The following is a 19,282-nucleotide window of genomic DNA, read 5'->3' as shown; positions in this document are numbered from 1 at the left end:
AACGGCGGCGGAATGAACTGGGGCGGTTTCGGCGGTGATAACGGCGGCGGAATGAACTGGGGCGGTTTCGGCGGCGACAACGGAGGCGGAATGAACTTCGGCGGCTTCGGCGGTGATAACGGCGGTCAGTCACAGATCCCCGATAACAACGGTGGAAACAACACTTCTCAGAATGAAAACATGATAAAGATCATGCCTGCAGGTGACTCGATTACCTTCGGTATGGGTGACACAGGCGGATACAGAAAGTATCTTGATTACTTCCTGAAGGAAATGGGCTATAACAACATTGATTTTGTTGGTCCTGAGGGCAAGAACGCTGCAAGCTTCAACTACAACGGAAAGAGCGTCACATATGACGATAATCACGCAGGCTACAGCGGATACACTATCAAAAAGCAGCAGGGTGGTTATGGCGGCGGCTTATATGAAGTTCTTAAAGAAAAGAACGCTGTCAAGCAGGCTAACCCTGATATAATTCTTCTTATTATCGGAACTAACGATATGAACGGAAATCGTTCAACAAGTGACTGCGAGAGAGAACTGCACGACCTTATTGATTATATGCTCGCAGATATGGCTTCCGACGGTATGATCTTCCTTTCGACCATACCTGAAATTGGCGGCGGTATGTTTGGAGGCGGTGCAGACAGATCTGCTCAGATAGCAAGCTACAATGCAACTGTAAAGAAGGTTGCAGAGGATTATAACAGCAAGGGCAAGCGAGTTACATTTGCTGATATCCACGGTTGTCTCAACGGCACTGCTGATCTTGGCGACGGTGTTCACCCGAATGCAAAGGGCTATGAAAAAATGGGCAAGTACTGGGCAGGTCTCATAGACGAGTATCTCAAGTCCTCAAAGCCTGCTGTTACTACTACCACTACTACTACAACGACTACTACTACAACTACAACAAAGGCAGTAACTACCACAACTACTACAGCTCCCCAGCTGAAGGTAACTAAGGAAGGCGATGTCAACTGTGACGGTCAGCTTGATATGTCTGATGTTGTACTTATAATGCAGGCTCTTGCAAATCCTAACAAGTATGGTGAGGAAGGAACAGCAGAAGTACACCTTACAGCACAGGGCAAGGTAAACGCTGATGTAAACGGTGACGGTCTTACAGTCGGCGATGCTCAGGCAATACAGAAAAAGCTTCTCGGCTTATAATATCCGTATATGATCTTCAATTGCAGCCTGTATTTTTACAGGCTGCTTTCTATTTCTGAATGATAAAGAAAAGTATAACATTTTGTTGCAATATAATGCACATCATGTTATAATAGGCTTGACAGACAAAAATCCCTGAAGGAGTGATATTATGGAAAAATCGGTCAGTATCAAAGGAATTCTGAAGCGTACTGCCGCGGTGATATGCAGTGCGGCTATGCTTATGACTATGAGCAGCTTCGGGAAGAACGTGACCTCATATGCTGTCAATGCGTCGTCGGCAGTCTCGGACGACATAGGACTTGTCGGCAATCTTTTCTGTACAGCAGACAGCAGCAGTGCAGATCATGCTGAACTGCAATGGGCGACTACGCTTTCAGCTGAAAGTTACACGCTCTACCGCTCAACAGATCCCGAAAAAGACTTTGTACCCGTTTATGAGGGCAGCGGAAATTCCTTTGAAGATGATGACATGAAAACGGGAATCACATATTATTATCAGCTCAAAGTAAAATCAAAGGGGAAGGAAATGTATTCCTCTGTTAAGTCTCTTACGCCATGTGCTCTGCCGTCGGGACTGAGTACCTACGATAACCAGAAGGGCAGTAACCTTGTCTATGATACGAACGGCTATAAGGTGGGCAATACCTACTACAGCTATTCGCTTAAAAAGCATAACGGAAAGGACGATATCTATCTTGCCGAGACTACTTCAAGCGACGGAAAACGTTTCGGCAATGAGCGCAATGTTGCTGACAGCTCGCAGAATTCCGCACTTGCAAGCTGTAAGATAGAGTCTGTGCATATAGATTACATTCCCGAAAAGAATAAAGTAGTGGTTTGGGCTCACTGGGAAAAGCCAAGCGGCTACAGCGACGGAAAAGCTCTCGTTATAACAGGTACTCCGGGCGGACAGTTCACTGTTCATCATGTGTATAATCCTCTCGGCATACAGGTCCGTGATATGGCTATATTCTTTGATGATGACGGAACAGGCTATCTTATCGCAGCCGCCAACAAAGAGGGTCAGGGCGCAAATGCGACCATGTACATATTCCGCATGAATGACGATTACAGTGACGTTACCGAGGTGGTTACAACTCTCTTTGAGGATCAGTACAGGGAATTTCCAAACCTGATAAAGAAGGACGGTTATTACTTCCTTTTCACATCACAGGCAGCAGGCTGGTATCCCAGCAGCGGTGCCTACAGTGTTACAAAGGATCTCAAAGGCAAGTGGAGCGAGCTTCGCAGTATCGGTAATACTTCGACTTTTTCATCTCAGTCCGGTTGGATAGTGAATATGCAGGATAAGAATTATCTTATGCACGCATACCGCTGGCTGAGAGCTTCGTCCACAAGCGGTACGACTCTGTGTCCGCTGTATTTTGACAAGGGCTTTGCTTTCTATGATTATTGTCCGTACTTCAAGTACAACACATCTACAGGCGACCTTTATCCTGTTCAGCAGGGTGAACTGCTGTCTCAGGACAGACCTGCTTCGTCATCTCTTGCCGCAAAGAGCGGAAACTCGCCTGCAAAAGCTTTTGACGGTTCATATCAGAGTTCATTTACAGCTATCGGCGACTATAAAAAATGGCCGTTCTATTTGCAGGTAGACCTTGAAAGAGTGTGCGAGCTTGCAAATATACAGACTTCATGGTACATCTGCAAGGGCTCTGAGGGATACTATACCTACACTGTTGAGGGCAGCCTTGACGGTCATAACTGGACTAAGCTTCTCGATCACACAAATAAGGACAGCGAGACAGTGAACAAAACATACGGCTTCAACAGTGATATGCTTTCGGGAAAGGCAAGGTATGTGCGTCTTAACGTGCAGAATGCCACACTTCAGAATAACCCGAACAATAACTGGTATACTCCTACAGTGTATGAGGTAAAGGTGTTCGGAACTCCTGTGGGCTCTGCCGTAAAGCCTGAGCCGTATGTGGATATTGATTTTGAGAACGGTACGGGAAATCTTTCACTTAACGGCGGAGCTTCTGTAAAACAGGACGCGCAGAAGGGAAAGTTCCTTTATCTTGACGGCAGTGACAATACCTATGGTGAGTTCCCTGTGGGTATGCTGGACGGCTGCCGCGACTATACAGTTAGCATGGATATAAAGTCCGAATCCGAAGGCAATTTCTTCACATTTGCCGCAGGAAAGAACGACGAAAAATATGTTTTCTTCCGAGTAGCAAAGGAGCTTTTCCGCTTTGCTGCCACAACTGATTCATGGCGAGATGAAACAGAGCTTGTCTATGACCTTAACGGTACAGAATGGCATAACTATACTCTTGTTGTAAATGGTGCAGATACAAAGCTGTATCTTGACGGTAGGGAAGTCCTGCACACAACGGAGACCCACGGCCAGGCAGCGGATATGGGTTCGGGAACAAGCTGTTATCTCGGAAAGTCCTATTATTCCGACGACAGCTGTTTCAAAGGAAGTATCGACAACATAAAGATATACAGAACAGCACTTACTGAGTCCGAGATAAGCGGCGGAGCAGGTGAGGTAACAGGTGATGTGAACGGTGACGGTATTTTTTCTGTTGGTGATCTTGCAGCTATGCAGAAATTTCTGCTCGGCAGGGGAGAGCTTGCAAACTGGAAAAATGGCGATCTCTGTCAGGATAATGTAATAGATGTATTCGATCTGTGTTTAATGCGTAAGCTTATAATCAGCCTTTGATATTGCAGTCCATAAAAAAGGGAGACCTTATGAAAAAGGTCTCCCTTATATTTTTGAAGATGTTCTTTATGGGTGTAACGATAAAGATACGCTTTATCAGCAAAGGTCAACACCTGACGGAGCTTCTGTATTAACATATTTCACGTTCCATTCCACATTTTGTCCCTTATATTCTTTCTTAGGGATACAAACCTGTGCAAGGCACAGTGTTATTATATCTTCGCCGCCGTTTATTGTATTTGTTACAGTTACAGATATCACATCGTCTGACAACTCAACACTATCTACCTTATATCCGACTTCCAATCCGGCAGGCTGATTTATAAAGTCAAGGAACAGCACATTTTCGCTGAAAAAGCTTTCATTGTATTTTTCAAGATATTCCGATACAGCTTCTTCCTTGCAGAATTTATCAAGATATTTTTTCAGTTCATTAGTGTCACATATAACAGTCGAGAAGCCATTACCGCTGCACTCAGAACAAAAACCTGATTTAGCAGTGTTCCAAAGCCAGTCAACTGATTTTTCATATTTTACATCAGCAGCTTTGGTTTTGACATCAGCAGCGTCGCTTACTCCGAGAAGAAGCTGCTGGATAGACTGTGCATCACCTACTGTAAGTCCGTCACCGTCAATATCCGCATTTTTCTTTCCCTGTGCTGTAAGGTGGTTTTCGGCTGTACCATTTTCACCGTACTTGTTTGGATTTGCAAGAGCCTGCATTACAAGAACTATATCCGACATATCCACCTGTCCGTCACAGTTCGCATCGCCCTTTAATTTTGAAGCAGATAAGGAGGTATTATTGTCAAAGCCTATAAAATCAGGAAGTTTCTCAAGTTCATATGGAATACCGCTTTCGTTAAGACCTATTTCGGCAATATAAGCTCGCACCTGATCTTCATAGTCACCGTGGAAACCGATTGACAGTTTTTCATCAGGCACAGAACGTGAGACTACACCCTGAATTGAGTTTTTAGCCATGTATTCGGCAATAGCTTCGCCGTATTTCTGGGCAGTTGTTTTCTCCTTACCGTAGTATGGTACAGCATCGTCAATGACAAGCTCATCGAAGTCTTCCCTCAACTGTAAATAGTTAAGTGCTGCATTGCGCACAGATGCGCGTTCTTGTCCCTCCGGAAGCTTGCATCTTATTCCGCAGTCGCAGGATATCTTGTATTTATCCGTGCTGTCTTCGCCTTTAACTATGACACGCTTTTTAAATACGGTAACTTCAAAATACTCCTCGGGCAGAGCAAGTGCACTTACTATCCTGTCCGTATCCCATAAGCTTTCGCCCTTATCATACAGGCAGCCACCGCTTTGATGGGGAGGATAGTCAGTTAATATCTCCTCCACCGTCTTATCAGAGAGGTAATCCTCAGAGAACAGATGAACGTCCCAGCTGAAGCAGTATACATACTCTGCGTCATTGCCCTGACCGTAAACATGATAGCCGTTATCCACGGTAAGTCCTTTTTCGTTGAATAACGCCTGAACTTCTTCTGTTGTCATGGCGAAAATATCATTGAACGAATATCCTTTTGAAGAATTTGGAGAATCTGTAAGCTCAAAAGTATCAACGCCGTATTCGATCAGGCTTTCATCAAGACCTGCTTCCTTTACATAGGCTTTTACAGGCTCAAGGTCGTCAAAGTTTTCGGCAATGACCTGTATCTTTTCACGTCCTTGTTTAAGTGCAGTATATGCTCTGATATTATTATCCTTAATATATTTGCTGAGCATTTGATCGGTATAGACAATGTCCTTGTCAAGCACCAGAGAGGAATTATAAACCTTATCTCTGTCAGAAACGTCATGGTTGTCTGCATATACAGACATTAACGAGGTTGATGCCGAGGTAATAATTGCTGCTGTTGCGGCTGCAATTATTTTCTTAGTTTTGCTCATAAAAAACACCCTTTCATTTAATAATTCTTCCTCCGCGGAAAACATTTCATTGATCATTTCCTTTGTCGTTTCATTGCTTCTGTAGAGGTAATACCCGTCATACCCTTCAAATTTAACAGCAATAGCTATATTGGTCTCTGTTTTTTTTATCTTATATGCTTTAGCGTCCAGGAAAGGTAATTTCGGACTGCGCATTACGATTATGCCAATATATTCGCCTACATTATCGGGAGATATCCTGAAAGCGTTAATATACCAGCCGTCATAGCCGTCCATGATACCTAATCCATACTGTTCGTTTATAGGCACTTCTGTAGTTGGATCACCGCTTGGTCTGTCCGTTGTGGTAGATGTGGTCGATACCTTGTTTGTTGAAGTCGCAGCAGTTGTCGAAGATACTGTTCCGTTTGTTCGTGTTGTTACGTGAAAGTCGTAACCATTATCCGAGCCCATAGCTATAAAGCCCATGTCACCGCCTGTTACTGCTGTGGTGGATATTGCAGTGCTTTGCACCGTTGATAACGTCTGAACATTTTCATTTTTCTTAGTAGTAACAGATGAAGCAGTTTCGGTGCTCGGAGGTCTTGCAGTAACAGCAGTATGTATTGCCTGAGCAGTTATCTTCTGTGTAGATACAGCCGTAATACAGTTGTTATCAACAGATGCCGTGTTAATTGTTACAGCGGCTGTACTGCTTGTGACTGCCTGCGTCTGAGTTGCCTTTGCAGAAGAAGTAATCGGAGCTGTTGAAATGCTTTCGGTTACTTCTGACGTAGTTGTTTCAGTAGTCGGTATGCCGACAATATCGGGAGCAGGCGGGACTATCGGCTTATTGCCAATGTGTATCCAATAACTCAGTCCCAGTATCAGACATAAACAAGCCAAAACAGGAACAGTTCGTTTTATAATGCACATTCGTCTTTCTTTTTTTCTGCGGTATTCATTTCGTTTGGAAAGTACACTTTGATACATCTCATAGTCATTCTTCATACTCAAAGCCACTCCTTTCCAATTCGGATTTTAACGCTTGTTTAGCGTTATATATCAGTGCTTCAATCTGACGCTTTGATTTTTTCATTATCAAAGCAGTCTCTGCATTGCTGATCCCTTCAAAATAGGAAAGATACAATACCTGTCGGTATTCTGATCTGAGGCTGTGCAAAGCCCTGTGAACGATGCGATTTTGTTCACCTTTTATGTATGTGCTTTCGAGGTTCTCCTCGTCAGCGAGATATTCCTGTGATTCCAGCGGAACGATGCTGAGTTTTGTATGCTTTCGCAGATATTTCGCGGTTATATTGCGACCTATTGCATAAAGCCATGTTTTGAACGAGCTTTTCTCCGAAAACTTCGGACAGCGTATTGCGAGCTCTGCAAACGTGTCCTCGGTCAGTTCTTCAGCCGTGTGAATGTTCTGCACAAAGCTGTTGAGATACAGTATCAATCCTGTGCGGTATTCACAGATGATCTCATGTAATCCTTCATCATCGCCTGCAAGGAAACGGTGGTAGCTACTTGCACCGTTATCCATGGAGAGCTCCCTCCTCTCAAGGGGATTTGATCTGCCTTTTCACTTATTAGTACCATGATTTTGTCAAAACTCAAAGTGTTTTCAGAAATTTTTTATTTTTAACCATTATAGCACAGCCTATGGAGGTTTACAATATCCGTTATGTAAATAATAAACGTCACAGACGATAACTCATCTGTGACGTTTGGATTTATAAATATGTACTGCTTTTAAAATTATTTTTCTATGATGGCTTTTCTCATAAGAACGAGATCGAATACATCAAGGTTTTCGTCCTTGATAAAATCGGCAGCCTTCCAGTTTTTAAGCTCTGCGTCCGAGTTGCCCAGCAGCCATTTCTGGAACAGCAGGAGGTCGGAAACATTGAATTCGCCGTCATTGTTCACATCGCCTGCAACTTCTTCGGCAGGTTCAACGTGGCTTTCATCAAATACCATTTTTGCGTTTTTGAGGAATGTGTCATTGCTCGGCTTATCGACCTTTTCCCATGTATCCTTGCTTCCGTAGAAAGTTATGGTAGCGGAAGAAGTTGTGTCTGAAAATGCCCTATCGTCAATTTTAGTAAGCTTGCCCGAAAGCTTAAGATCTGTCAGCTTTGGACAGCCGCAGAATGCCATACTGTCGATAAGAGTTGCACCCTTGAGCTCTACCGAAGTAAGCTCTGAGCAATAGAAGAAAACGTTGTCGCAAAGCTTTGTTACACCGGCAGGGACAACAACAGAGGTAATATCCATGTTGCGCTGGAATGCACCTGATGCGATGTACTTTAAATCAGACGGGAGCTTTACTTCGCCCTTGCACTTGTCGCCGTCAATCAGTGCTCCGTTTACGATTACAAGCGGTGAGCTTTCGCGCTGTGCTGCTATCCACGGAGTACCCTCGAATACCTTGGTGTTCCACTCAACGACATGGTCGGGGAATTCTATTGCTTTCAGTGACGAGCAGTTTTCAAAAGCGCGGATGCCTACTTTTTCAACGCTGTCAGGAATTGTTATGGAAGTAAGATCGCTGCATCTGTTGAAGGAATAGTGGCCTATTTCCTTGACTGAGTTCGGTATCGTAACACTTTTTATCTTGCACATCTGGAAAGCATATATACCTATGACAGTAACAGGCACACCGTCGATACTCTCAGGTATCTCTACAGATGTTGCCGACATTTCGCAGGAAGTTATCTCTGCATGATCGGAATACTTAATGTAGGATAAAGAACCTGATTTGCCCTGCGTAGAGTCCACAGCATATGCCGTCACAGGAGATAACGATAATACTCCGATCTGTGATGACAGCGACATACCTGTTGTCAGTGTTAATGCTGCGATAATTGCAGCGGCTTTTAAAGTTTTTATTCTCTTCTTCATTAATAACCCCTCCTGTTATAATGATCAATATTTTACGTCAGTCATTTTTGACTGAGAGAATCATTATTAAATACATCAATTTCAGATGTATTAATATTATTCTACCATATAAATGAAGAAATAGCAATGAAAAAGGCTTTAACTATTTATTAATTATGTTTTTTGCAAAATTAATTCCATATCTTCTGTAAAAACATAAAAGCAGCACGGTGTTATTTTTGTGCTGCTTTTGTTTTTTATAGTTATTGAAGTTTAATCCGTGTATATTCTTTTCGTGAGACCGCTTGGATCGAATTCGACTCTTTCAACAGGTACATCTATTTGAAGTGAAGTTACCGCCATTTTATCAACAAAGCCTGTATCGCTGTTTTCTATGTTTAATTCAAGCATAATACCTGTATAAAGGTCAACAGTCATTTTTAATTCACTTCCGTCATCATAAACGCCTGATAATTCAGCAGCAGTCCTTCCAAGGTACTCTGAAATGCCGTTTATCTGCCAGTTGTCGAAATTATCAAGAAAAGCTAATGCTAATTCCTCGGGCATAAGTTGATCGTGTACTTTGTTCCATGCGCAATTAATAGAACAAGACGGACACTCGTTAAGACCGTAATCAGGAGGTGCAATTTCAATATAACGGTAATTATCCTCGGGAAATCTTATCATTTCAGCTTTTGAACACGTTTCTTCCTGATAAATTCCGCTAATATTTTCTTTTGTTATTATCTTATCATCGTAAGCGAAGAATTCCAAAAATACATCATTGTCTTCATTAATGCATTTTGAATATCCCTCTTGATTTTGCAGGTCGATCTGAAATTCTGCTGACGGGTAAAAATTACTGCCTTCATAATTGATATACCAGTTGAGAGTACCAACAGCGGAGTCAAAATACAGGAAACTGTTTCGCAGCATATGATAGATAAAGCTCTTTGCTTCAAGAGAGTTTATATCGTAGCCCTCGCACTGTAAAAGCTCTGCATAGTGCTTTACATCAACTCTGTAATTATGCCTGTCTGCCCATGGTATTAGTGTAGTATGTTCCTCGATAATTGCCTTTGCTTCCTCCATTGACTCAGCATAAGGTGCAGCTTCATGTAGCTGCAATTCCATAAAAACTGCTTCTGTAGCTTCTTCCGTTTGCACTTCTGTAGGTGTTTCTTCTTCGATGTGCTCCTCGGCAGTTGCTTCCTCAGCGTTATCGGTCGGCATATCAGCAGTTTCAGCGCCGAAATTCCTGTAGAGATATACGCCCCCTGCTGTCGCTCCCGTTACAAGCACAAGTGCAGAAGCTGCCGCAAGCAGCTTTTTCCAAACAGGTCTGTGATAGACCTCAACACCCTTTACACGGAGCTCTTCATCAGCAGCACCGCTGTTTTGCATTACACGCCGAAAGATATTCTCAGTCTCCGCTTCGCTGACTGCGCTGTATTTATCAGAAAGTGCATCAATAGTATTCATATCTGCATTTTCCAGTATTTCAAGATCAAATCTTTTTTTCATAAAATGACCTCCGTTCAAATCGAGATATCATTGTCCGCAAGCAGTTTGCGGAGCTTTTTCAAGGCTCTGCTGCTGCGTACTCTTATCATTGCAGGGGAGAGGGGAACTATTTCGGATATTTCCCGCGAGTTTCTCCCGTAGTAATACTTTTGTATTATGATAGTCGCATCGGGCTCACCGAGACTTTCGATAAGCCTGAGAAGCAGCTTCCGTGTCTCACTTTGTTCAGCTGCTACGGAAATATCCTCCTCTGAGGGAACATCTTTTGCGGTTTCATCATCTAATGAGGCAACGGTTTTATTCCTGCATAATCTATGATAATAAGCCGCAGCCTTTCTAAGTGCCACAGTTAAGATAAAGCCTTTCATATCATCGGTTTTGTTGCTTTTGTTTTCGTATGATGCAAATACATCTGTGAAAACATCGCTCACACATTCGTCTATATCCTCACGGCTGCCGCAGCTTCGCAGTCGGTTGAAAACTATGGTATATACGTAATTCAGGTAGTCTCTGAATAATGCCCTTTGAGCAGCGGACTTATCGTTTTCAAGCAGCTTTCGGTACTCGCTGTGCTTCATTTGTTCCCTCCTTTCTCTGATATGAATGAATTCATTCATTATATATATTTCGATTATAACACAAAAGTGCAGCATACAAGAATATATTTTTATCTTTTAATCAATTATGCTAAAAAATAAAAGCCCGCTCTTTAAGCTTCCCTCAGCGAAAAGCGGCTGCCGAGCCACGGAATTGATGGCTCGGTATTGTACGCCACTATCTCGTCTGAGGTGGGCACCCCTTGAGCGGACTTATATTATCTGCTATGAATCATCATCTTCATTGTAATCATAGTTTTTGAACATATAGTATTCATCGGTATTTTTCAGTCTTACCGCCACTGCTTTTTCAGGCGGTACGTTAATTATTTCGTAGACCTCCATTGACTCTATTATAAGGAAATTCCTGTCAACATAGATATTGACAGAACCATTGCGGATAAAGCTTCCTATCCTGTTTACGGGTATGCTTTTATGTGCGCCGCCTATAGTAGTTGAAGTCTCGGTTACTTCTCTGTCATACCTTATATCACCAATTCTCACACTTACAGGACGTGAAAGAAACATTTCCTGTATACTGAATGATACGGGACCTTCAGGCTTAGTAGTGATCACTGTTGTAGTTGTAACAGGTAAATCGCAGTCAGTTGTTTTTGTGGTCGTTATTGTTGCAATTTTGATTGATCTTTTGGAAGTGGTAACAGGACTGCCGTCCAAAGAAGTAGTTGCAGGGTTCCAACTCTCGTCTATATGTCCGGCTGTTGTGGTTATGATAATGCTCTCTTCTACGCCTATCGCAGTTTTTGAAGTCATCGCATTTGGTGTAGTATTGGTATAAACGGAGGTCTGAGTTCTTCTTGCAGATGTAAGAGCAGCAGTGCTTTTCGGGGCAGTGTAGCTGACAGCTGTAGTTCTTACGGCAACAGTCCCTAAAGCTGGATCTTTCACGGTAACAGTCGTTGTTTCAGTGGCTTTTGCGGTAGTTTTCGCAGTTGTGACCGCACTTGCAGTCTGAGCAGATGTCATATTTTCGGTCACGGCTTCGGTGGTATTTTCTGCGGCAGTAGTTGCAGTAGTAATGACGATATCAGAGTCCTTGAAGCTGTTATGGGGCTTTAGTGACGGCAGAAGCTTCCATGTGCCGAAGCAGACTATAAGTACAGCGCATAGACCCGATACTGCATAGGTAATATGACGTATTTTAGCGGATCTTTTCTGACGCTGCTCTAATATTGCGTCGCCCTTTTCAAATATTCGATTGGCGACTTTTAAGGTCATCTTGTCATATTCCCTCATATCTGAAGCCCTCCTTTTCCAAAATATTCCGCAAAGACTCCTTTGAACGATAGAGAAGATTTCTTATCTGTTTCTCCGATTTGCCCATTATCTTAGCCGTTTCAGTGTTGCTGAAATTCTCGAAATATATAAGATACAGCACTTGTCTGTAATCATCGTTCAGCTTTTCCAATGCTCTTAGAAGCTGTTTTTTGTCCTCATCTCTGATATAATTCTGCTCGATATTCTGCCTGTCGGCTATATCGTAGAAGTTGTCCGCAGTCATTTCGCCGTATTTCGACATCTTTCGGATATGGTCGATAGCCGCATTCTTTCCTATAGTATATATCCATGTCTTGAACGAGCATTTTTCCGCGAATTTAGGCTTGTCCACATATAGCTTGAGGAAGGTCTCCTCTGCTATCTCCTCTGCAAGGCAGAAATCGCCCATAATACTGTTGAGGAAGAGCACAAGACCCTCGCGGTAATCTTCGATTATATCAATAAGAGCATTCTTATCACCTTCAAGGAAACGGCGGTAGCTACTTGCACCGTTATCCATAAAAACTCCTTTCGCAGCGCGTTTTCTGCGCCCGTATTGGTGTCGTGATATGTCCTTTCACTAATGAGACGTAAAAAACATTGAAATGTCTCACCTAAATTATAAATTTTCCGAAATTTTTTGTCAACGAAATTCTTCTGAATTTTTTTCAAAAAAGGGTGAGACAAAATGAAAATTTCTTCGTCAAAATAGTGAAAGCAAAAATCACACCCTGTAATGAAAATTAAGGAGGTTTTACTATGAAAAAAAGAATAATATCTATATTGTCAGCTGCGGCTATGATATGCGGCATAACTACAGCACTTCCTGTAAGCGCAGAAGATCCGGTTATCGTTGAAAAAGCAGCTAAGAGCTTCAGCTACAAGAGCATGACCTTTGACGAAGCTATCAAGGACATCTCGGGAAATTACATATGGCTCAGCGGCAGCAAGGAGAAATTGACTCCAGACTGGAAATATAATCGTACTCTCCTGACACTTGATGAAAACAGCCAGCCTCATATAATAAATGCTACATATGTAGCTACGGCAATAAAAATGGAAGCAGGAAAGGTGCTCCCTTATGACGATATCAAGGCAGCCGTAGAGGCTAAGAGACTGATAATGCCTATAATCCGCAAAAACGGCAGCGAATACGAGATAATCAGCGCAGAGTCAAGAGAGGCTTATGACTATACTCTTGAGCTTATAAAGGCTTGTCCCGAGGTAACTGCTATAAATATGCATTACAAGCTTTATGAGGATACTGCAAATTATGTAAGTATGGGCGGCGTATATTACAGCGGTGATATGACGGTTAATGAATTCACAGAAAAATTTCCCGATTTCACAGCCGAAAAGAGCGATGTAGAAGGAAAGCTATTTTTTACATATAATGGAAGAAATGACCTTTATCGTCGCAAGGACAATACTCTTTATGAAACCATGAAGAGTATTCAGGATAACGGCGACAAATTGGAATTCATGTGGGGAATGACCGAGCTTGCGCTCCTTAATCCTGAGATGTATTACTGCAACGAACCTGTTATTATTGACGGTACTATGGGCGATGCCAATATTGACGGCTATGTTGATCTTTCCGACTCCATTATGATTATGCAGTCCCTTGCAAATCCCGACAAGTACGGTATCAACGCAGACGGCGGTATAACTGCACAGGGAAAGGTGAACGGAGATACTGACGGAAACGGTCTCACAAACAACGATGCAAGAGAGATACAGATGAGCCTTTTAGGTCTCGGAAGCGTGCCTATTCCTCAGAAGGACGATGATATCCAACTTGTGAATTACGATTACGTTGATTTTACAGACGAGGATAATAACTTCATTCTTAACTTCAACGATATGGAATACTATAATTCGGGGGCGACTGTAGGTCTTGATGCAATAGGCGATGAGATAGGCGAATATGAGGTTCTTGACCGTGAAAAGAACAGCGGCGGCACAGCAAATGTATTTGCTATGGCTGATGTTTCATCTGAGTTTGCAGTTGCAGTAAAATACAGCGGCAGCAATAATTACCACGTATACCGCAATATGTGGTATCAGCCCAAGACTGTCGGACAGCTTATTGATGACTTTAATCTTGAAAAATACCTGAATATCTACAATGTTGTCTATAAAGGCTATAAGCCTGAACGCAGAAGCGAAAAGTATCTTGCTGACAAGGAATATATCTGGAATACCCTTTTCGGCAACAGAGACCTCGAAACATGGGGCGGAAATGATGATGCTCCATACAGTATCCCACAGATAGACCGCAAGGATAGATACTGCAAGCTTGAAGTGATCTGTTCGTTGCCTGTATTCGGCAGAAACAGCTTCGCACTCGAGGTACATATGAATGGTGTGGTTTCCACAAATATGGTCGAGTGTGGAACACACTTCTACATAGGCGAGGAAAAAGCACTTGAGCTTATAGAGAAGTACTCTCCCAAGAGCTGATTGTTAAAGTTGAAAAATTCATAAACAAAGCCCACTCAGTTGAGTGGGCTTTTTATGATTATAGGTGCTTGAAAATGCCTGTTTTTTAGTGAGTTATATTGTTTTTTATATACCGAAAGCAATAAAGAGCAACTTGAAACTAATTATATCGTACTTTTGCCGATTTTTAAACGAAAACAGGTTGTTCAACCAATCGCAATTTATGGTGAGTCAGGGCTTGAATTGCTAAATTTTTCATTGACAAATTGTATATTTTCACTTATAATATATATTTGGTATATTATACCAAATGATGTATCAAGGAGGAATGATGAAAAATGCTTAGAAATCGACTAATAGCAGGATTGCTGAGTGCAGTTATGTGTACTACAGCAGTCATGCCGAATCAGGCATCTAATAATGCCGGTCGTGAAGCAAACGCAGCTTCGGGCAAAGAAAAAGCTGGCTCAGGCGATTATGACATCAAGTCTACCAATTCGCTGGGAAACTTTCTTAAAGATGTAGCTGCAAAAAATGACGTATCAAATCCACTCGATGAAAATGTCAACAGTTCTCAGTTCCAGATCACCTGTCTGGAATTTGACAACGAGACAGGAATTGTACGTGTTGCATCTAATCAGCCAACGGAAGCAAGGATAGTTGTTTCATTCATAAACGATGAAACAAACGAAAATGCTTTCAGTGTCGAGACAACTGTTAAAGAGGGCAAGCTTGTCGGCAGCGAGATCAAGGTTGACGCATCGCAGCTCCCACAGTATTACGTTGTAAAGGCTCAGTTGTTCGATCAGATGCACCGACCTGTTGGAAAAGCGTATTCCATAAGCAGATATACAAAGGAATACCAGGAAATCCTCGCAACCGACATTACAGCCTTTGATCAGGAACAGGTAGTTAATCTCGACGAGGACGAGTCAACTAATTTCCTTGTTATCAACGAGGATACAGTAAAGGCAGAAAGCTCTGAGGAGCAGAATACTCTCGTTTCTGCCGACTATGACAATAATGTTTTCGTATTCGACAATGCAGATGAGTCAATCACGTCGCTTCAAGAGGGTGAATATCTCTACATTCAGCCTGATGAAGATAATATCATCGCAGTAAATGTTGATAGCGTTGAAAAGGACGGAGATACTGTAACAGTATCTGGTAATGATGATATTGATGATATGTTTGAGTTCATCAAGATAGAAAGTAACGGCGATTTTGACAAGGTAGAGATCGACACTTCTGCCGCAGATGAAGGCGTTTCATTTCCGAATGTTGATGAAAACGGTGACGTTGTCGTGAGTGATGACGGTACGTTTGAATTTGAGTATGAATCACCGCAGTATGATTTAAAATACGATGTTTCAGCAAGCAAAACATTCAGTCTTGATTCGTTGCTTGATCCTACTACAAGTGATACCAAACCAAATGATCCGTACTATGACCTTAGTGCAAAGCGTGCGGATAAGGCAACGGGTACTATTACTATCTCTCTTAATTTTAACTTTTTCAAGAAGTTTGGAGATACGAAGGCTGAGCTTACAGTAAAGGTATCTCCTGCATTTACCGTTACTGACGGAATTACAGGCGGTGGATTTTATGAATCCTCATCGCCAAAGGCGAGATCACTTGCGGCAACTATTGCCAAGATAAAGATACCTCTTTCTATTCCAAGTACGGTAGTTGAAGTGTCTCCACGTCTTTTTGTTGATTTTTCCGGAAAGATCACATTTTCTATAAAATGGGACAGTGTCGGAGGATTTTATTACGAGAACGGAGAAACCGAGTTTAAAGCAGAGATCTTTGACGAGAAAAATGTAGATGTAAGTCTGAAAATTTCAGGTGAGATCTATGCAGGTCTTGAGTTGAAGCTGTATGTCGAGGTCGTAAGTGAGAAGATCGCAGCAATAGGCTTGGACATAAAAGCAGGTATAAGAGTAAAAGCAGAGGCGGATCTGGGAAAGATATATGAACAATATGAAAAGAATTCAAGCGAACCGCCCGATAAGGTAATTGTAGACCACGATAAGGGAAATTGGTATCATGCCTGCAAATTCTGTGTTAAGGCAACGACAGATTTTGTTCTGAAAATCAATCTGGATCTTTGTGTTCTCAGAAAGAAAAACAGCCTTACTCTTTGTGAATTCTCGTTTAATCTGCCTTTCCTTGGCTTGTATTTCTCGTCGGAAAACGGTTTTGGTGTAGGTGAATGTGATTATAACAGATTTAGAACTACGTTCATGGTATTAAATAAGTCTGACATGGGATATATCCCTGCTGTAGTCAAGCTTGGAGATAAGGAAACAACAGTAGGAGGAAGCGGCGCGACCTTCTATTGCCTGCCCGGTTCGTATAAATATACTATAACCTATGGCGGAGAGACTTTGGAATCAGGAACAGTCACAGTAAAGAATTCTCCACTGGATCTGGAGTTTGTAGAAGAACCAAAACTTGATGACGACGGAAATATTAAAGATTATGTTAATGATAATTCAAATATTTCAACAGGTGTTTCTGTTACAAAGGCTACAACTACAAAGAGAGTGATCACTACTCAGACACTTCCTGCACTTTCTTTTGAAGACGATGAGGTAATTGCTGAGGCAGGTTCACTTGGCGATCACATATCATATATGCTTTATCCTGACGGATATCTTTATGCCTGCGGATACGGCGAAATGTATGATTTTAGCTCATCACCGTTTAGAGACCCGTCTATCGTTAAATATGCAGTTATAGAAAATACAGGTAATGAAAAAGACGGCGGTATAATCACAAGCATAGGCAATGGCGTATTCATCGACTGTAAAAACATGAATTCTATAAATATGCCACAGACTATAAAGAGCATCGGTAAGAATGCTTTCAGAGGCTGTGCTTCGCTTTCTGAAGTTTCTTACGATGAATATGATTATGAAAAAGAAAAGGTAATAGAAGTAAAGTATCCTAAGGGCAAATTAGTAATGCCGAAGGCAATAACATCTATCGGTGAATATGCTTTTAGCGGCTGTGCTTCATTAACTGATATCGTTATTCCAAAGACGATTACAGAGATACCTGATAGGGCATTCTCAGAGTGTTCAAGCTTAACAGCTATCGAAGTTCCTGACAACGTTGTAAAGATGGGCCAGTACGTATTCAGCGGTTGCAGCTCACTTGAAAAAGCTGTTATCAAAAACTGCGAGAATGGTATAGGCAGATATATATTCGACAGATGTGTTGCTCTTACGGAAATGACTATTCCGTTTGCAGGCTTCTCACTTGCAAAGGTAAATACAAAGGACAGCACTCAGTGCGTACTGGATTATTTCAATAGTGGTGATAAGGAAAAATATTATGCTTCTACCGATGCAGACGGCTGGAGCAGATGGATACCTATGTCACTGAAGAAGATTACAGTTCTCGGCGGCGAAAGAATACCGAATTACGGACTTTGCCGTTTCAGAGATGTTACAGATATCATTATTCCTGACAGTATTGCTACTATAGGAAATTACGGTTTCCAGGATTGTTCATCACTTAAAAACGCACCTGTAACAGACATTCTTACATCAATAGGTGACCATGCATTTGAAAACTGCAGCAGTGCAGAATTTAAGGCAATAACATTCCCGAAAACACTTGAAACATTAGGAAATTATGCATTCTCAGGCTGTAAGGGACTCACAAGCGTATCAGTTCCCGAAACAGTAAAGAAAGTCGGTGAATATGCATTCAGCCGCTGTGATAAGCTTACAAAGGCTGAGCTGTTCGGTGATGATAAGGTCATCAGCAAGTTTATTTTCAGTGAGTGTGCAGCACTCGAAACACTGACCCTCCCGTTTGCAGGCTTAACACTTGCAGCTGTAAACAAGGACGGAAGTGCGTTTAATATAGCAGTTTACTTCAATACAGGCAGTAAAGGTGCATATTATGATGTTACTGATATAGACGGCTGGTGCAGATGGGTACCTAAGACGTTGAAGACTATCAACATCATCGGCGGAACTCGTATCCCTAACAACACATTCAAGGCAATGAGCAATGTTGAAACAATAAATATCCCTGATACTATCGTTTCAATCGGATCCCGTGCATTTGACAGCTGTACATCGGCTGATTTCGGTGATCTGGTGCTTAATGACGGAGTTGAGACAATAGGCGAATATGCTTTCACAAATTGTCAGCTTTTAACAAGTATAAGAACTCCAAAAACATTTGCAGCTCTTGGCAGTTATGCATTTGCAGACTGCAATTCACTCAAAAAAGCTGAGCTTCTCGGCGAAGAAATGACTATAGGTTCATATGTATTCAGCAATTGTAAGTCACTTGAAAGCCTTACACTTCCGTATGCAGGCTCTTCACTTGCTTCATATGATGAGGAAGGAAGCAAATTTGAATTAGCAGAGCTTTTCAATTCAGGAAATAAAGAGGATTTCTATAGTGTTACAAATACATCAGGCTGGAGCAGATGGATACCGAAAACTCTTAAAGAAGTAATTATCAAGGACGGCAATAAGCTTCCTAAGTATACCTTCTACAGAATGGCAGGCATAGTAGATGTATACCTTCCAAAGGCACTTACAAATATTGATGACAATGCATTCAATGGCTGTGCTGGTATAGAGAATGTTTACTATCCAAGTACAAAGGAAAACTGGGAGAAAAATGTTACTATCGGCATAAACAACGAAGCTATCAATGGTAAGGTAAGATTCCTCAACGATGTAACTACAACTACATCTACAACATCTAAGACAACAACTACAACAAGCAAAACAACTACATCTACAACATC

11 protein-coding genes are annotated in these 19,282 nt (G+C 41.9%); 4 read left to right on the top strand and 7 right to left on the bottom strand.

Going from position 1 to position 19,282, the window contains the following annotated elements:
• A partial coding sequence (locus tag BUB28_RS09535; protein ID WP_242939978.1) for a GDSL-type esterase/lipase family protein occupies positions 1-1,176 on the top strand: 1,176 nt, incomplete at its 5' end.
• Positions 1,177-1,327: 151 nt separating this feature from the next.
• Positions 1,328-3,877, top strand: coding sequence for a LamG-like jellyroll fold domain-containing protein (locus BUB28_RS09530; RefSeq protein WP_072950932.1), 2,550 nt, complete (start codon positions 1,328-1,330; stop codon positions 3,875-3,877).
• A gap of 96 nt (positions 3,878-3,973) precedes the next feature.
• Here BUB28_RS09530 and BUB28_RS09525 read toward each other — a convergent pair whose 3' ends face one another.
• The 7 genes from BUB28_RS09525 to BUB28_RS09495 form a co-directional block, all read right to left on the bottom strand.
• On the bottom strand, positions 3,974-6,778 hold the full coding sequence (locus tag BUB28_RS09525; protein WP_072950930.1) for a hypothetical protein: 2,805 nt from the start codon (positions 6,776-6,778) through the stop codon (positions 3,974-3,976).
• Positions 6,768-7,319, bottom strand: a complete 552-nt coding sequence (locus BUB28_RS09520) for an RNA polymerase sigma factor (RefSeq protein ID WP_072950929.1) — start codon at positions 7,317-7,319, stop codon at positions 6,768-6,770. Before BUB28_RS09520 ends, BUB28_RS09525 begins: the two co-directional genes overlap by 11 nt.
• A 215-nt stretch (positions 7,320-7,534) precedes the next feature.
• Positions 7,535-8,680: a leucine-rich repeat protein gene (locus tag BUB28_RS09515; protein ID WP_072950927.1), complete on the bottom strand. Its 1,146-nt coding sequence runs from the start codon at positions 8,678-8,680 to the stop codon at positions 7,535-7,537.
• 252 nt (positions 8,681-8,932) lie between these two features.
• On the bottom strand, positions 8,933-10,183 hold the full coding sequence (locus BUB28_RS09510) for a hypothetical protein (protein WP_072950925.1): 1,251 nt from the start codon (positions 10,181-10,183) through the stop codon (positions 8,933-8,935).
• 14 nt (positions 10,184-10,197) lie between these two features.
• The gene (locus BUB28_RS09505; RefSeq protein WP_072950923.1) at positions 10,198-10,761 is read right to left on the bottom strand and encodes an RNA polymerase sigma factor; all 564 of its coding nucleotides are present in this window, start codon (positions 10,759-10,761) and stop codon (positions 10,198-10,200) included.
• 243 nt (positions 10,762-11,004) lie between these two features.
• Positions 11,005-12,036 carry a hypothetical protein gene (locus BUB28_RS09500; protein ID WP_072950922.1) on the bottom strand — a complete coding sequence of 344 codons (1,032 nt, stop codon included), beginning with the start codon at positions 12,034-12,036 and terminating at the stop codon, positions 11,005-11,007.
• Positions 12,023-12,577 carry an RNA polymerase sigma factor gene (locus tag BUB28_RS09495; RefSeq protein WP_072950920.1) on the bottom strand — a complete coding sequence of 185 codons (555 nt, stop codon included), beginning with the start codon at positions 12,575-12,577 and terminating at the stop codon, positions 12,023-12,025. The genes BUB28_RS09500 and BUB28_RS09495 overlap by 14 nt, the downstream gene beginning before the upstream one ends.
• Before the next feature lie 239 nt (positions 12,578-12,816).
• On the opposite strand from BUB28_RS09495, the gene BUB28_RS09490 reads away from it, so the two are divergent.
• Both BUB28_RS09490 and BUB28_RS09485 read left to right on the top strand, forming a co-directional pair.
• The gene (locus BUB28_RS09490) at positions 12,817-14,520 is read left to right on the top strand and encodes a hypothetical protein (RefSeq protein ID WP_072950918.1); all 1,704 of its coding nucleotides are present in this window, start codon (positions 12,817-12,819) and stop codon (positions 14,518-14,520) included.
• Positions 14,521-14,837: 317 nt separating this feature from the next.
• A partial coding sequence (locus BUB28_RS09485; RefSeq protein WP_072950916.1) for a leucine-rich repeat domain-containing protein occupies positions 14,838-19,282 on the top strand: 4,445 nt, incomplete at its 3' end.

This window comes from Ruminococcus flavefaciens, from assembly GCF_900143025.1.
GTDB classification, from domain to species: Bacteria; Bacillota; Clostridia; order Oscillospirales; family Ruminococcaceae; genus Ruminococcus; species Ruminococcus flavefaciens_I.
Note: the sequence above shows the minus strand (reverse complement) of the source record. Positions and strands in the feature narration are given on the sequence as shown.